At 49.5% G+C, this 16,401-nt stretch carries 14 protein-coding genes; 13 read left to right on the top strand and 1 reads right to left on the bottom strand.

The features are described from left to right. The first annotated feature begins 12 nt into the window (after window positions 1-12). From ABCW45_RS07670 to ABCW45_RS07635, 8 genes are all read left to right on the top strand, one after another. Window positions 13-216, top strand: a complete 204-nt coding sequence (locus ABCW45_RS07670; RefSeq protein ID WP_015554108.1) for a hypothetical protein — start codon at window positions 13-15, stop codon at window positions 214-216. Window positions 217-222: 6 nt separating this feature from the next. Further along, on the top strand, window positions 223-1,110 hold the full coding sequence (locus ABCW45_RS07665) for a metallophosphoesterase (RefSeq protein ID WP_343220587.1): 888 nt from the start codon (window positions 223-225) through the stop codon (window positions 1,108-1,110). A gap of 124 nt (window positions 1,111-1,234) precedes the next feature. Beyond that, window positions 1,235-2,026 (top strand): segregation and condensation protein A, encoded by a 792-nt coding sequence (locus ABCW45_RS07660; RefSeq protein WP_343220586.1) that lies wholly within the window; start codon window positions 1,235-1,237, stop codon window positions 2,024-2,026. Window positions 2,027-2,114: 88 nt separating this feature from the next. Next, on the top strand, window positions 2,115-2,876 hold the full coding sequence (scpB, locus tag ABCW45_RS07655) for an SMC-Scp complex subunit ScpB (protein ID WP_343220585.1): 762 nt from the start codon (window positions 2,115-2,117) through the stop codon (window positions 2,874-2,876). After that, window positions 2,873-5,005 (top strand): anaerobic ribonucleoside-triphosphate reductase, encoded by a 2,133-nt coding sequence (gene nrdD / locus ABCW45_RS07650; protein WP_015554111.1) that lies wholly within the window; start codon window positions 2,873-2,875, stop codon window positions 5,003-5,005. The genes scpB and nrdD overlap by 4 nt, the downstream gene beginning before the upstream one ends. A 580-nt stretch (window positions 5,006-5,585) precedes the next feature. Beyond that, window positions 5,586-6,080 carry an anaerobic ribonucleoside-triphosphate reductase activating protein gene (gene nrdG / locus ABCW45_RS07645; RefSeq protein ID WP_015554112.1) on the top strand — a complete coding sequence of 165 codons (495 nt, stop codon included), beginning with the start codon at window positions 5,586-5,588 and terminating at the stop codon, window positions 6,078-6,080. A gap of 26 nt (window positions 6,081-6,106) precedes the next feature. Continuing rightward, window positions 6,107-6,421 carry a hypothetical protein gene (locus ABCW45_RS07640; RefSeq protein ID WP_015554113.1) on the top strand — a complete coding sequence of 105 codons (315 nt, stop codon included), beginning with the start codon at window positions 6,107-6,109 and terminating at the stop codon, window positions 6,419-6,421. A 208-nt stretch (window positions 6,422-6,629) separates the two neighbouring features. Further along, a complete protein-coding gene (locus tag ABCW45_RS07635; RefSeq protein WP_343220584.1) occupies window positions 6,630-7,445 on the top strand; it encodes an Rpn family recombination-promoting nuclease/putative transposase in 816 nt (271 codons plus the stop codon). Between the two features lie 199 nt (window positions 7,446-7,644). Here ABCW45_RS07635 and ABCW45_RS07630 read toward each other — a convergent pair whose 3' ends face one another. Next, window positions 7,645-12,051, bottom strand: a complete 4,407-nt coding sequence (locus ABCW45_RS07630) for an acyl-CoA dehydratase activase (RefSeq protein WP_343220583.1) — start codon at window positions 12,049-12,051, stop codon at window positions 7,645-7,647. Window positions 12,052-12,768: 717 nt separating this feature from the next. On the opposite strand from ABCW45_RS07630, the gene ABCW45_RS07625 reads away from it, so the two are divergent. The 5 genes from ABCW45_RS07625 (at window position 12,769) to ABCW45_RS07605 (ending at window position 16,401) form a co-directional block, all read left to right on the top strand. Then, window positions 12,769-14,127, top strand: a complete 1,359-nt coding sequence (locus ABCW45_RS07625; protein ID WP_118532905.1) for an MATE family efflux transporter — start codon at window positions 12,769-12,771, stop codon at window positions 14,125-14,127. Between the two features lie 99 nt (window positions 14,128-14,226). Next, window positions 14,227-14,631 carry an LptM family lipoprotein gene (locus tag ABCW45_RS07620; RefSeq protein ID WP_343220582.1) on the top strand — a complete coding sequence of 135 codons (405 nt, stop codon included), beginning with the start codon at window positions 14,227-14,229 and terminating at the stop codon, window positions 14,629-14,631. A gap of 31 nt (window positions 14,632-14,662) precedes the next feature. Continuing rightward, complete coding sequence (locus tag ABCW45_RS07615) at window positions 14,663-15,391, top strand: class I SAM-dependent methyltransferase (protein WP_343220580.1); 729 nt, start codon at window positions 14,663-14,665, stop codon at window positions 15,389-15,391. A 150-nt stretch (window positions 15,392-15,541) separates the two neighbouring features. After that, a complete protein-coding gene (locus ABCW45_RS07610) occupies window positions 15,542-15,937 on the top strand; it encodes a pyridoxamine 5'-phosphate oxidase family protein (protein WP_343220579.1) in 396 nt (131 codons plus the stop codon). A gap of 80 nt (window positions 15,938-16,017) precedes the next feature. Continuing rightward, window positions 16,018-16,401, top strand: a complete 384-nt coding sequence (locus ABCW45_RS07605; RefSeq protein ID WP_343220578.1) for a winged helix-turn-helix transcriptional regulator — start codon at window positions 16,018-16,020, stop codon at window positions 16,399-16,401.

The raw sequence follows: 16,401 nt of genomic DNA, 5'->3' as shown, positions 1-16,401 counted from the left end.
GGAGTATTGATCATGAAAGAAAGAGTAAAAGTAATGCAGGACGTGTACGAGAACCGTTCCACAAATAAGAAGGCAGCAGGATGCACCGTCATCATCAGCGGAGAGATGAAGGAAGTTATGGATAAGATCATCGCAAAGCATCCGGAGTACAAGAGCTATGCACAGGCATTCGCAGGCGTTGTTGAGCGCGGGATCCGCGTATTTGAGGAGGAGTAATCCGATTTGGGAACAGCAGTGTTTCTGGCAGCCAGTGTCATGGCTTTTGGGGCCGGCTGCCTGGCACGTTCCCGGTATGAGAGGGACTGCCTTGTAACGGAAAAGTACCGGATCGCCTCGGAGAAGATCCACGGACAGGGAAAGACCATCGTCTTCCTGACTGATCTCCACAATAAAGAATTCGGGGAAGAGAACAGCCGTCTGCTTGAGACCGTGCGGAAGGTGAAACCGGATGCCGTGCTTTTTGGCGGGGACGGAATGGTCGCAAAGAGGGGAAATTCTGATGTCAGGATCCCGCTGGCGCTTCTGACAGAGCTTGCGAAGGAGTTCCCGGTGTACTGCGGAAACGGAAATCATGAGAGCCGGATGGTCTGGAAGACAGATGTTTACGGGGAAACTTATGAACATTACCGGATGGCACTGGAAGATGCGGGAATCCGTTATCTCTCCAACAAGGCGGCGGATCTCGACCGCAATATCAGGATCTATGGACTGGATCTTCCAAAGAGCGCCTATCGGCCACGATCGGGAGAGATTCCTGAGGGCCTTTTGAAGGAGACCCTGGGAGAGCCGGACCCTGAAAAATTTCATCTTCTTCTCGCTCATTCTCCGCTGTTTTTTGAGGAGTATGCGGCATGGGGAGCGGATCTCACACTTTCCGGACATTTTCACGGCGGAACCATCCGGCTTCCGCTTGTAGGCGGAGTCATGACACCCCAGTACCAGTTTTTTTATCCGCGCTGCGCGGGATATTTTGAACTTCCGGGAAGAGGAAGAGAAAAGAGCCGGATGATCGTCGGGCGGGGACTTGGGACCCACTCGATCAATATCAGGCTGAATGATAAACCACAGGTGGTCGTTGTGAGACTCTGCGGGGCTGATACGCAGCAGTAGGGGCAAAAATGTGAACGGCGTGATGAAGAGTGTGCATACGCACATTCTTTTTTGCGGTTATATATCGAATTGTTGGACATGGACTTTCCGAAGGGAAGACTTTGAAAATATACTTGAGGTGCATATGGAATTATCGTACAAACTGGAAAAGTTTGAAGGTCCGCTGGATCTTCTTCTCCATCTGATTGAAAAGAACAAAGTGAATATCTATGATATTCCGATCGCCGAGATCACGGACCAGTATATGGAGTACGTGCGTCAGATGGATGAGGAAAATCTGGATGTGGTCAGCGAATTCCTTGTGATGGCGGCGACGCTTCTCGACATCAAGACGCGGATGCTGCTGCCGAAAGAAGTGAACGAGGAGGGTGGGGAGGAAGATCCGAGAGCGGAGCTTGTGATGCGTCTTCTGGAATATAAGAAATACCGTCTGATGTCGGAGGAACTTAAGGACATGGAGTCCGGGGCAGACCGGGTGTTCTACAAGAATCCGACAATCCCGGCTGAGGTCAAGGAATATGTGGAGCCGGTGGATCTCGATAAGCTCCTGGACGGGGTGACGCTCACGAAGCTTCAGAAGATCTTTGAGTCGGTGATGAAGCGGCAGCAGGATAAGATCGACCCGGTCCGCAGCACCTTCGGAACCATTAAAAAAGATCCGGTGAGTCTGGAGGACAAGATCACCTCTGTTCTGGGATATGCCAGAAAGCACCGGAAATTCAGCTTCCGGCAGATGCTGGAAAAGCAGAACGACAAGACAGAGGTCGTCGTGACGTTCCTGGCACTTTTAGAGCTCATGAAGGTGGGGAAGATCCATCTGACCCAGGAACATCTCTTTGACGACATGTGCATAGAATCTCTTGAGCCGGAAGGCGAAGAAGAGGATATTGCTATCGATGTCACAACTGCTCAGTAGGTTTGCGCATTTACTGCGCGGGACTGTAAAAAATCGGACAGTTCCGTTACCAGTATGAGTAGGAGAATACCACTGTGGAGGAAAATGAATGAGGGTGGAAAATCTGAAAAAGCAGGAGTCCGTTGTGGAGTCCGTGCTGTTTACCATGGGGCAGTCTGTGGAGATCCGACAGCTTGCGGCAGCGTTGGAATCGGATGAGGAGACGGCCATCCAGGCCGTGGAGCGCCTGAAGGAGAAATATGACAAGAGAAAGGCGGGCATGCAGATCGTGCGTCTCGATGACAGCTACCAGATGTGCAGCCGCGCCGACTATTATGAACATCTGATCCGCGTGGCGGCGACACCAAAGAAGCAGGTGCTGTCGGACGTGGTGATGGAGACGCTGGCGATCATCGCCTACAAGCAGCCGGTGACGAAGGCAGATATCGAGAAGATCCGGGGAGTAAAGTCGGATCACGCGGTGAACCGCCTTGTGGAGTATGACCTGGTGTATGAGGCGGGCCGTCTCGATGCGCCTGGAAGACCGGCACTTTTTGCCACGACGGAGGAATTTCTGCGCCGCTTCGGAGTCGGATCTACGGAACAGCTCCCGGAGATGAATGTGGAGCAGCGGGAGGAAATCCGGAGCGAGGTCGAGGAGGAGCTGAACCTTAAAATCGACGAGGAAGGTCATCTGATCGATGAGCCGGAAAAGGATGCGGGGACGGCAGAAGAACCGGTAGATTCGGAAACTGGAATGGAAAAAACAGAAGAGAATGAAAGTGGCGCAATCATAAGCAATACAGAGATAGAGAAAGAAATAGAAAGCGAAGACAACAGCGAAACCGATGAGGAGGATTCCATATCATGAAATGCAGTGAGATCAAAGTGATCAAGAAAGACGGGACAAAAGAAGAATTCAATGTCCAGAAAGTCCTGGCGGCGGTGAACAAGTCCGCAAACCGTGCGATGATAATCTTCTCAAAGGCTGAGAGCAAATTTATCTGTGAGTTCGTGGAGGAGAAGGCGGAGGAACTGGACCAGTCAGAGGTGCCGATCGCCCAGATGCACAATATCGTCGAGGGCGCCCTGGAGCGCGTCAATCCGGTGGTCGCAAAGAGTTACCGCGATTACCGCAACTACAAGCAGGATTTCGTCCAGATGTTGGACGAGGTCTACAAAAAGAGCCAGTCCATCATGTATATTGGCGACAAGGAAAACAGCAACACCGACAGCGCCCTGGTCTCCACGAAGCGGAGCCTGATCTTCAACGAGTTAAATAAATCCTTATACCAGAAGTTCTTTATGACCGTTGAAGAACTTCAGGCATGCCGCGACGGCTATATCTATATCCACGACATGTCCGCGCGCCGTGATACGATGAACTGCTGCCTCTTTGATGTCAATGAGGTCTTAAGCGGCGGATTTGAGATGGGAAATATCTGGTACAACGAGCCGAAGACCCTGGATGTGGCCTTTGACGTTATCGGCGATATTGTCCTGAGTGCCGCAAGCCAGCAGTATGGCGGTTTTACGGTGCCGAACGTGGAGAATATCCTGGCGCCTTACGCGGAGAAATCTTACGGAAAGTATATCACAAAGTATATTGACCTTGGCCTCGATGAGGAGAAGGCAAAAGAAGTGGCATGGAACGACGTTCAGCGCGAGATGGAACAGGGATTCCAGGGATGGGAGTACAAGTTTAACTCTGTTTCCTCCAGCCGCGGTGACTACCCGTTTATCACCATGACAGCGGGAACCGGAACAAGCCGCTTCGCGAAGATGGCCACTATCACGATGCTGAACGTCAGAAAGAAAGGTCAGGGAAAAGAAGGCCACAAGAAGCCGGTACTGTTCCCGAAGCTTGTATTTTTATATGATGAGAACCTCCACGGACCGGGAAAAGAGCTGGAGGACGTCTTCGAGGCAGGAATCGAGTGTTCCTCAAAGACGATGTATCCGGACTGGCTGTCATTGAGCGGTGAGGGATATATCGCCAGCATGTATAAAAAGTATGGAAAGATCATAAGCCCCATGGGATGCCGCGCCTTTCTTTCCCCGTGGTATGAGAGAGGCGGCATGGAACCGGCGGACGAGAATGACGTTCCGGTGTTTGTTGGCCGCTTCAATATCGGCGTTGTGAGCCTGCATCTTCCGATGATCCTCGCGAAGGCGAGACAGGAGAGCAGGGATTTCTATGTGGTCCTCGACTACTACCTGGAGCTGATCCGTAAGATCCATATCCGTACCTACGCGTACCTCGGCGAGATGCGTGCCTCCACGAACCCGCTTGCCTACTGCGAGGGCGGATTCTACGGCGGACATTTGGGGCTTCACGATAAGATCAAGCCGCTCTTAAAGACCGCGACGGCGTCCTTTGGAATCACGGCGTTCAACGAGCTCCAGAGACTTTATAACGGAAAATCCCTGGTGGAGGACGGCGCCTTTGCCATCGAGGTGTTAAAGCATATCAACGAGAAGGTGGAGCAGTTTAAGCATGAGGACGGAAACCTCTATGCGATCTACGCCACACCGGCGGAGAATCTCTGCGGTCTGCAGGTAAAGCAGTTCAGGAAGAAGTACGGAATCATTGAGAATGTCTCTGACCGCGAGTACGTCAGCAACGGCTTCCACTGCCATGTGACTGAGGACATCACCCCAATCCAGAAGCAGAATCTGGAACACCGGTTCTGGGAGCTCTCCAACGGCGGAAAGATCCAGTATGTGAAGTACCCGATCGACTACAACAAAGAGGCGATCCGCTCCCTGGTCCGCCGCGCCATGAAGATGGGATTCTACGAGGGAGTAAACCTGTCCCTGTCCTACTGCGATGACTGCGGGCACGAGGAACTGAATATGGATGTGTGCCCGGTCTGCGGAAGCAAAAACCTCACGAAGATCGACCGGATGAATGGATATCTGAGCTATTCCCGCGTAAAAGGCGATACGAGACTGAATGATGCGAAGATGGCCGAGATCGCTGAGAGAAAGAGCATGTGATAAAACCAGTTTGCAGTGCACGGATTCAGGCATAAAAATGTGTTGCAAGCTTGCTTGCATAAGCATTTTTCTGCCTGAATCCGTATAGGGCGAACGCCCGAGAGATTCTTGTTTTCATGTAAATGAAAACAAGAATATGAGCACTGCAAACGAGCGAGACAGAACTCGGAAAAATGTGTTGCAAGCTTGCTTGCATAAGCATTTTTCTGCCTGAATCCGTATAGGGCGAACGCCCGAGAGATTCTTGTTTTCATGTAAATGAAAACAAGAATATGAGCACTGCAAACGAGCGAGACAGAACTCGGAAAAATGTGTTGCAAGCTTGCTTGCATAAGCATTTTTCTGCCTGAATCCGTATAGGGCGAACGCCCGAGAGATTCTTGCTTTCATGTAAATGAAAACAAGAATATGAGCACTGCAAACGAGCGAGACAGAACTCATAAAAATGTGTTGCAAGCTTGCTTGCATAAGCATTTTTCTGCCTAAAGACGTATAGGGCGGACTTCCGAGAGATTCTTGTTTTTATGCCAATAAAAACAAGAATATGAACACTGAAGAATACAGATAAAGGATAAAGAAAATGCGATACCACAACATAACAAAAGAGGACATGTTAAACGGTGATGGCCTGCGCACAGTCTTATGGCTGGCAGGCTGCAGCCATGCTTGTCCGGGCTGCCAGAATCCGGTGACATGGGATGTGAAGGGCGGACTTCCGTTCGATGAGGCAGCGAAAGAGGAGCTTTTTGAGGCACTTTCCCCAGCCTGGATCTCCGGGGTGACCTTTTCCGGCGGTGACCCGCTCCACTGGCAGAACCGGAAGGAGACAGGAAATCTCATCGAGGAGATCCACAAAAAATTCCCGGAAAAGACCATCTGGCTGTATACAGGATTTCTCTGGGAAGACATCAAAGACCTCCCGTTCTTAAAATATGTGGATGTTCTCGTCGACGGCCCGTTCGTTGAAGCGGAAAAAGATGTGACCCTGCACTGGAAAGGCAGCGCGAACCAGAGAGTGATCGACGTGAAAAAGAGCCTGGCACAGGGAAGTGTAGTTCTTTACGAGTCAAAATAGAATAATGGAGTGAAGGAGGAAAGCACATGTTCACAAAGTATATACTCTGTATTTTAACGATTGAATGGGCCGTGATTGGTACCTGGCTGTTAAAGGGAAAAGGAAAGTCCTACGAGCGGATTCAGAAGAACGATAAGATCCATGAAAAAGACCGTTTCATCCGCTTTCAGGGAATGAACCTTTTGTATCTTGCCCTGACTTCTTTCCTCGCCCTGCTCACAACATTCGCAGGCTCCGACCGCCTCACACTCCTCTTTTTCGCCGCCGTCTGCCTGTGTCTGTTCGGCCGGCTTCTCTACGGAAACTGGAAATTCGGCGGAAAGATCTGGATCCGGTGGTAAAATAGAATAAAAAACTTATTTTTGGGGCTGTCGCATTAGCATATCAGTTAGTACGGCAGTCCCATTATTGATATCAGAGTCGTTTTTACACGAAATTAAAGTTTATATAAACTTTATAATTTTAAACGTTTGATAACTTGAGACTGGTCCGCAGCTGGTTTATAATGAAGAAAATCATACAAAAGGTTCCTGAAAAAGAAAGGAAAACATGAGAAAAACATATCAGGAACTTGAATTTAAGGATGCGTTTATGTTTGCGGCGGTCATGTCCGATGCGGAAAGCTGCAGGGGAGTGCTGGAGCGGATTCTGGGAATCCCGATAAGAAAAGTAATGGTTCATGCGGAACATGTTCTCTTTGTAAATCCGGAAACAAGAGGTGTCCGTCTTGATGTGTATGCGGATGATGAACATGGAACGGTCTATAATGTGGAGATGCAGACAACGGACAATAAAAATCTGCCGAAAAGAAGCAGGTATTATCAAGGACAGATGGATATGGCTGCTTTGAAGACAGGGGAAGATTTTGCAAGGTTGCCGCAGAGTATCGTGATCTTTATCTGCACATTTGATCCATTCGGAAGAGAGCGATACAGGTATACATTTGTGGAAACCTGCAGAGAAGATGGGGAACTTCTGGAGGATGGAACCTGCAAGATTTTTCTGAACACGAAAGGGAAAATTGAGACAGGGATAGGACAGGAACTTGTACATTTCTTAAAGTGGATCGGTGAGCCTGATGCCGGGAAGGAAAAGGAAGAAAATGATCTGCTTATCACGAAACTTCGGACACAGATCACAGATTTAAAGAAAAATCGGGGAATGGAGGAAAATTATATGTTGTTTGGTGAAATGTTGGATGAAGAAAGGCGGCAAGGGCAGAAAGAAGGACTGCAGCAGGGGAAAATGGATATACTTTTAAAACTGCTGCAGGAGCATAAGATCGACGTCAAGACAGCAGCATCAATTATGGGAATGAATGAGGATGAGTTTGCAAAAGCGGTAAAAGAATGCCAGGAAGTCTAAAACAATATTTAAACAAGTCATAAAATCTAGAGACAAATCTAACTATTTTTAATCTATCGTATCTGAAAACAAATCGATAAAGAATCAAAGAATGAATATCAGGAATCTATGTATGATTTAAAACAGGGCAGGATTCCAGAGGAATCCTACCCTAAATGTGATTGTAAACGATATTTAAATGAAAAAGAAAGCTCATATTTTACGCGTTCTTCTCCGCACTCTGTTCCTTCGCATTCATGATCAGCATCTGGAGACGGTTCTCGATGTTCGCGAAGCTGACATCCGGATCGTAGTCGAGGGGAAGGATCTGGACATCGGGGTAGAGCTCCTTTAAGCGCTTGGAGATTCCGCGGCCTACCACATGATTTGGCAGGCAGCCGAATGGCTGCAGAATCACGAAAGCGCGGCAGCCATGAGCGGCATGGTGCAGGATCTCACCAGGGATCAGGACGCCTTCTCCGGCATCGAAGGTGTGGTGGATGATCGAATCGCTCTTCTTTACGAGTTCCGGAAGCCGGACAGCCGGTTCGGTGTAAAGAGGATGGGCTTTCGCGATCTTGTCAGCCGCGTCATGGGCGAGATCGAAGAACATGTCTGCCATCCGGTACCAGAGTTTTTCCTGGAACGGCTTATTTAAATGATACTCCCGGACCTGCATATCCCGGTAGAAGTAGGACTTCTGGATGACATCGGACATGCGGGCTTCGATGATCTCGAAACCATTCTGCTCTAAAAACGCCTCAATATCGTGGTTTGCTCCCGGATGAAAGTTTAAGAGGTACTCGCCGACGATCAGCACGGTAGGTCTCGGATGGGAGCGGTCATAAGGAACCTGCTTCATGATCTCAATGGCCTTTGAGAATCCATGCTTCGCACCGGCGACTCCATGGGCGGCGAGCCCATCGATCACAGCGTCCAGCGCCTGGTCGAAGGCGGCGTCGGCGCTTCCCTTTGTGAGCTCGTACGGGCGGATCTTTCTGAGAAGTTCTTCCAGAATATCGATCATCGGAAGCGCGTAGGCGATCCGGAGAGCCGATGGGAGACTTAAGCGAAAACCAGGATGAAGGTTGTGGAAGTCCGTGTCATCATTCGTGAGGATCGGCACATCGGAAAATCCCGCGTCATCAAGTGCTTTCCGAAGCAGAGCGCTGTAATGGGTCAGGCGGCAGTCACCGATGTACTTTCCGGTGGCGATGGCAACTTCTTTTCCGTTATATTTTCCACTCTCCAAAGCGGCAAGTGCCTCGCCGATGACGATCTGGGCCGGGAAGCAGATGTCGTTGTGGACATACTTCTTTCCGAGGCGGATCGCCTCGTCACGGCCGACAGGCAGCGGCTCCGCGCGGAGTCCCTGCTTAGCCATGGCTGCCGACATGACGCGGCAGAAGGCATGGGAGGTGTTCGGAACCAGGACGATGCGCTGTTTCCGGTTGCTCTTTTTGTATTTTACCGGGTACGGATCGGGGAGGGCGTGAACCTCCACGTCCTCATGTTTCTCCCTCTGCATGCGGATCGTTTCAATAAAGGAGCGGACACGGATCCGCAGAGGTCCCTGGATCTCACTCTCGTCGAGCTTTAAGATAAGCGGGATCTTTCCGGAGACCTGTTTCATGAGTCTTATGATCTCGTCGGAAAGGTACGCGTCATGTCCGCAGCCGAAGCTTACGATCTGGACATATTCCAGATGCGGATTCTCGGCGGCGATGACGGCGGAGCCCAGCATTCGCGCGTGATAGTTGTTTACCACATCCAGGCGGCTGTTCGTGAGGTCCACGTCGTTGACGCCCGGGACCGCGTCGGCGGTGAGCACCGGGATGCCGAGACTCGTGAACATCTCCGGCAGGCTGTGGTTGACCAGTGGATCGTTCTGGTAGGGTCTCGATGCCAGGATCACAGCGTAGCGGTTCTCCTCCGTCACCTGATCTAAGATCGCCTTGCCGGCGGCGGAAAGCTCCTGATGAAAGGAATTCTCTGCCATGTCGGCAAATCGGATCGCATTCCTGATCTCCTCGTCCGGAATATTGTAAGTGTCTTTTATGTATTTTGTCAGCTGTTCGTCCCGGTCCTTGTTTGTGTACCAGTGGAACAGAGGATCGTCAAATGGAATTCCGAAAACATGTTCCGGGTTATCGGAGTTCTTGATGACGAGAGGATAGCCCTTTACGATGGCGCACATCCACTCGCTGGTCTTCTCCTTATTTTCCGACTGCACGGAGGTGATGGATGGCATAAAGATCCGGTCCACATGCATTTTCGCGAGGCTGCGGATATGGCCGTGGACAAGCTTTGCCGGGAAGCACACCGTGTCAGAGGCCACCGCGTAGAGACCTTCCTCGTAGAGCTTGTGGTTGCTGGTGGCGGATACGCGGACTGTGAAGCCTAAGGAGCGGAAAAATGTGGACCAGAAGGGCATGGTCTCCCAGAAGGAGAGTACCCGCGGGATTCCGATCGTGATATTCCGGTCAGTCACATGTTCCGGTACCGGGTAGTCTTTCCAGAGTAAGGACTCGCGGATCTTATAGCAGTTCGGGACCTTTGCCTGCGCCTCCTCCCGTTCCCGCTGGAGCTTCCGGACTGCCGGGTCCTTCGGGTCGCCTAAGACCTCGCCGCGCTCGCATCGGTTGTTTGTGACCCAGGACTGGCCATTGGAGAAACGGACGATGGTACGCTTGCAGTGGTTCGTGCAGAACGGACACGGCATGTTGGCTTCCTGGGTGTAGGAGAAGGAATTCATGGCATCAAGGCCGATGAACGTCCTCTTTTTCTTTCCGTCCGCCATTGCCTCCTTTGTGAGGATCGCGGCGCCGATGGCACCCATCATGCCCGGGTACGGGGCGCGGATGATCTTTCTGCCAGTGTACTGCTCAAAAGCCCTTAAAACGGCGTCGTTCCGGAACGTTCCGCCCTGGACCATGATCCTGTCGCCAAGGGAATCCAGATTCGAGATGCGGATGACCTTCGTGAAGACGTTCTCGATGATGGAACGGCAGAGTCCCGCCATGATGTCCTCCGGCTTTTTGCCGTTTCTCTGCTCGGTGACGATACTGCTGTTCATGAAGACAGTGCAGCGGCTGCCGAGGACTGCCGGAGCTTCCGACCGGAAGGCGGCGGAGGCGATCTCCGTCACCGGGATCTTTAAGGTGGAGGCGAAGTTTTCAAGGAAGGAACCGCATCCCGAGGAACATGCCTCGTTTACAAGAATGTTCGTGATGATCCCGTGGTCCAGCCAGATGGCCTTCATGTCCTGGCCGCCGATATCGAGAAGAAACGTGATGTCCGGCATGTACTGGAACGCGGCTCTCGCATGGGCAACCGTCTCGACGACATGGTATTCGGTGGAAAATGCCCTGGAGAATAAAAGTTCACCGTATCCGGTGGAGCCGCAGCCTAAGATCTCCAGAGTTACGCCCGCATCGCGGTAACGGTTCCGCATGGTGATCAGGGCATTTTTTGCGACGGTCAGCGGATCGCCCTGGTTGGAGGCGTAGAAGAAGTCGAGAAGCTTTCCGTCATCGCCCATCAGGACAAATTTTGTCGTGGTACTGCCGGAGTCGATGCCGAGCCATGCGCGGATGGTCGTTCCTGGTGTGAGTGCTGCCGGAGTGAAGTCTCCCTTCGGATGTTCTTTTAAGAAGGTGTCATGTTCCTCTTTGGAGGAGAAGAAAAGCGGAGCCGCATGTTCCTGACCGGAATGCTGCTTTTTCTTCGCGTCCTCCTGGACCTGTTCCAGGCGGGAGACCCACTCGGTGAGCGGAAGGAAGGTGACCGGAGCGTCCGAGGCTTCCGGATCTGCCTCTTTGAACATGCCGTTTAAGGAGAGGGCTGCACCGTAGGCGACCATGATCTCCGGGTGTTCCGGGACGAGGCGCTCGTTTTCTTTCAGGTTCAGACGTTCCGAAAAGACATCGATCAGCTTCGGGTTGAAGGTCAGCGGACCGCCTTCAAAGACAACTGGAGGTTTGATATCGAGTCCCTGTGCAAGTCCGCCGATCGTCTGTTTGGCGATCGCGTGGAAGGAGGAGAGGGCGATATCAGCTTTTGCGACTCCCTGGTTTAAGAGCGGCTGGATATCGGTTTTTGCGTAGACGCCGCAGCGCCCGGAGATATCGTAGACGCAGGTTCCCTTGCAGGCAAGTTCGTTCATTTTTTCCGGCGGGGTCTGGAGAATGGAAGCAACTTCGTCGATGAAGGCGCCGGTTCCTCCGGCACAGCTTCCGTTCATGCGCATGTCGGCGACGTTTAACGCGCCGGTTTTTGAATCCGTCTTGAAGAAGATGATCTTTGCATCTTGGCCGCCGAGTTCGATGGCGGTGCCGACGGTCTCGTATGTCTTCTTTAAAGCGATGGAGTTTGCGACAACTTCCTGGATATAAGGGGTATCGGCTGCCTCCGCGACCGGTTTTGCCCCGGAGCCGGTGAGTATGATCCTGGCTTTTGTGTCAGGAAATTTTTCTGCCGCCTGCCGGATCGCGAAGAGGACGCTTGCAAGCTGATCTGCGTGGTGGCGGCGGTAGTCAGAGTATAAGAGTGATTCGGTCGTCTTGTCGAGGACCGTGATTTTTGTAGTGGTGGAACCGACATCGATTCCGATGAGTAATTGTTTCATATATTTGATCTTTCGTGATATTGATTTATCGGGTCTGCATCGACAAAAAGAAAAAGGGCATAAACCCGTTTCGTACCTGGATTTACGCCGATTTCTACACGATGCTGGTGATATTTTAGCGCTGGATTTTTTAAAAGTCAAGGAAATCGGTGCGAGGGAAGTGTTAAAAACGCGTTAAGAAGTGAGTGGCTTCGGGCGGGGCGGTGAGCTTCCGCTCGGGAGTGAAGAGGGAGCTGATTGGCTTCGGGCGGGGCCGGTGAGTTTCCGCTCAGGAGTGCAAGGTGATCGCGGGAAGGTTCCTCTAGGCTTGCAGGAGACTGCTAAGGGCGAATGCCAGGTGACACAACTCGCTGCGCTCAAACAAGTGTCACCTGGCATTCAACGCATTCTCCCGCGAGCCAAGAGGAAGCCAGATCCCTCGATCAAGGCACTCCTGATTGGAAGCTCACCGGCTGCGGGCGCATTGACTGCAGGTTAAGGTTTAGCTGTGGTGCAGGGGATGGAACGTTGTGGGAAGCGGCTATGGGCGCTCATAGGAGCGAGAAATCTATACACTATGATTGAAGTTTTTGCGGAAATTCAGTATAATTTACGCGAACGACGAGCCAAAGTCCGCGCTTGCACGAGACCTTGGCGACTGTCGCGATAACAAGGGAAAACTCGCGAAGAGTGTTTTCGCTTGTTTGGGGAGATTATGTTACTTTTGGGGGGATTTTTATGAGCCGGACAAGTATGGATATGACGCGGGGATCTTTGAAGAAACAGATCCTGTTTTTCAGTATTCCGCTGATGCTTTCGAATTTGCTGCAGGTTTTGTTCAACATGTCGGATATTGCGGTGATCGGGCAGTTTGCGGGGGCGATGTCTCTGGGGGCGGTTGGTTCTACGACGACGTTGATCTCGATGTATACGGGATTTCTGATCGGACTTTCCGGTGGGATCAATGTGCTGACGGCGCTTTATATCGGGGCGAGGAACCGGAAGTCGGTTTCGGAGACGGTACATTCGGCTTTTCTTGTCAGCCTGGTGGTCGGATTGATCCTGCTGATTTTGGGAGTTTCTACATCGCGCGGTGTGCTGGTGCTTTTAAATACGAAGGAGGAGCTGATCGACAAGGCCGCTCTGTACATCCGGATCTATTTCCTGGGGATTCCGGCGCTTGCGCTTTATAATTTCGGAAACGCGGTGTTCAGTGCGGCCGGGGATACAGGGCGTCCGCTGAGATATCTGTTTTTGTCGGGGATCGTGAATGTGATCCTGAATCTGTTTTTTGTGATCGTCTGTAAGCTTGATGTAGTTGGAGTGGCGCTTGCGAGTGCGTTGTCTCAGTGCCTTTCGGCGTTTCTGATCGTGATGGCATTGTTCCGGAGTCATGAAGATTTCGGACTGCATCTTGCAAAGCTCCGGCTTTCGAAGGATAAGGCGCAGGCGATCCTGCGGCTCGGGATCCCGTCCGGTTTTCAGAATGCGATCTTCGGAATCGCAAATCTGTTTGTCCAGCTCGGCGTCAATTCTTTCAGTGCCGTGATGGTAGCGGGAAATTCCGCGGCGGCGAATGCGGATGCGCTGATCTACGATGTGATGGCGGCGTTCTATACGGCCTGCGCGAGCTTTATGGGGCAGAACTACGGCTCCGGAAACAAAAAGCGTGTGCGGGACAGTTATTTTGTGAGTCTTGCATATTCATTCGGGATCGGACTTGCGATGGGACTTCTTCTCGTCGTGTTCGGAAAGCAGTTCCTGTCCTTATTTACGAATGACCCGGAAGTCATGGCAGCGGGAATGAAGCGCCTGACGATCATGGGATTTTCCTATGGGATCTCCGCGTTCATGGACTGCACGATCGCGGCATCCCGGGCACTCGGAAAGAGTCTGGCACCGATGGTCATCGTGATCTTGGGTTCCTGCGTATTCCGGATCGCGTGGGTCTATACGGTCTTTGCGTATTTTCAGACGATCCCGTCCCTGTATCTGCTCTACAGCTGTTCCTGGTCGCTCACGGCGATCGCGGAGATCCTGTATTTTGTACATGCGTACCGGAGGGCGATGGAGAAGATCGCGGAAACGCGGAGCTGACAGGGGGTGTTGAGCGGGAGATGATTCTTGTTTGGATGGCTGGAAGATGGGTGATAGAAAGAGCGTAATAACTCGGAATTGATGGAGGTAGTGTGAATTATGAAAAAAATTGTATGTGCAATGCTATGTATTCTGCTTGTATTTAGTTTGAGTGCTTGTGGCGGAAATGTTAATGAAGTAAATACACATAATGTAGAATCTGAAATATATTCTGAAGAGGACATTGCAGCCGCTATTGACACCATAAAAAAAGAGTTTAAGAGCAACTGGAATGGATGTACTCTTACAGAAATTTATTATGCAGGGGATGACAGCTCTAAAGACCATCAAGATTGGGCAGATAGGAACAATGCAGATGAAGTCATTGTTTTGCTATCTTCATTCGATGTTGATTCATCTGGAGGAGAGGGTTCTCTGAATCCAAATAGTACATACAATGATTGGAAGTGGATTTTAGTTAGAACAAACGGCGGACAATGGCAACATGTTGACCATGGATATTAAAATAAATTCTAAGTTGTGGAGGTAATTATCAATGGGAAATATTTACGATAATAGTGAATTTTTTGCCGCATATGCGGAAATGGGAAGAAGCAAAGATGGTCTGAAAGCTGCTGGAGAGTGGCATCAGTTGCAACCGTTATTCCCTAAATTACAGGGAAAAAAAGTTTTGGATTTAGGATGTGGTTACGGTTGGCATTGCAAATATGCCGCACAAATGGGAGCTACTGAAATTCTTGGTATTGATAGTAGTCAAAAAATGATTGCAAAAGCAGTAGCTGATAACGCTGATGACAAAATCAAGTATAAAGTTTGCGGTGTTGAAGAATACATTTATCCTGAAAATACTTATGACCTAGTTGTTTCTAACCTGGTACTGCACTATATCGAAAATTTAGCTAATGTTTATCAAAAGGTGTATTGCACATTAAAAGTAGGTGGGTATTTCCTATTCAATATTGAACATCCGACTTTCACCGCAGGTGTTAATGAGGATTGGATTTATGATGAAAATGGGAAACCTAAATATTGGCCAATCGACAATTACTATTACACAGGCGAAAGAGAAACCAATTTTCTTGGTCAACGAGTAATTAAACAGCACCACACATTAACGCAGATATTGAATCCACTTATAAAATGTGGTTTTCAAATTGAGGCTATTGAGGAAGCAATGCCTCCGGCAGATATGATGGGTATGCCGGGAATGTGTAATGAAATGCGTAGACCTATGATGTTGTTGGTTAAGGTTAAAAAGGTTTAATAAACAACTTTCAGTTTGTCGGATAGAAGTCTGTGTAAAGAGGTAATACTATTAAATTTAATAGTTACTTATAAATTTACCAATATCTTCAAAAAGATAAGTAAATTGATTAACATTGATATATCAACAGAACAAACGGAGGTGTATACAATGTTGAATGAATCAGTAATCAAAGTATTAAAAAATGGTATGTGGGATCTTGCTACTTGTGCAAATGGTGAGCCCAATGTAGTTCCGGTTGCATTTAAGGATGTAACAGATGACGGAAAACTTGTTGTAGGAGATGTTTTTCTTGAGACAACCTTAAATAATATCAAAGGAAACAATGGCAGAATTGCAATATCAGCTTATGACACACAGAATCTTGAGGGATACCAGATTAAGGGAACAGCTGAGTATGCGACAGAGGGCGCAATTGTGGATAACTTTAAAGCTATGGTAGAAAAAATGTTCAATGGTGCTGCAACTGCAAAGGGAGCACTTATTATTACACCGGAGAAAGTCATTGTGACAACACCGGGAGCTGATAATAAGAAAGAAATCTAATATACTTATAAATTTCATAGTTACTTCAAAAAAGATCACCTTCACGCTATAATGAGAAAAAAGCTTGAAGGTGATTTTATATGGCAAAATATAAGAAAAAATTAGATGATGATATACGCTGTCCATTGGAATACGGACTGACATTGTTTGGCGGTAAGTGGAAATCACGTATCATATGTGTATTGTCTGCAAACAAGAAAATGCGTTATAGTGAAATCCGCAAGGAAATGTATAATATAACAGATGCAGTTCTGGCTGCAACTTTAAAAGAACTGATAGAAGCAGGAATTATTGAGCGCAAATCTTATGATGAGATTCCACCAAGGGTAGAATATTATTTGACGGAAAAGGGAAAGTCGGTAGTTCCGATTTTACAAAGTATATGTCAGTGGTCAGGTATTTTTTACAAAGAGGACAGTAAAAACGAGATGACACAGTGCCAGAAATGTGATCATCACAGGTAA

This window comes from Pilosibacter fragilis (assembly GCF_032490495.1).
Taxonomy (GTDB): Bacteria; Bacillota; Clostridia; order Lachnospirales; family Lachnospiraceae; genus Pilosibacter; species Pilosibacter fragilis.
The sequence above is the reverse complement of the archived record's forward strand: the minus strand, read 5'-3'. Positions and strand labels throughout refer to the sequence as shown.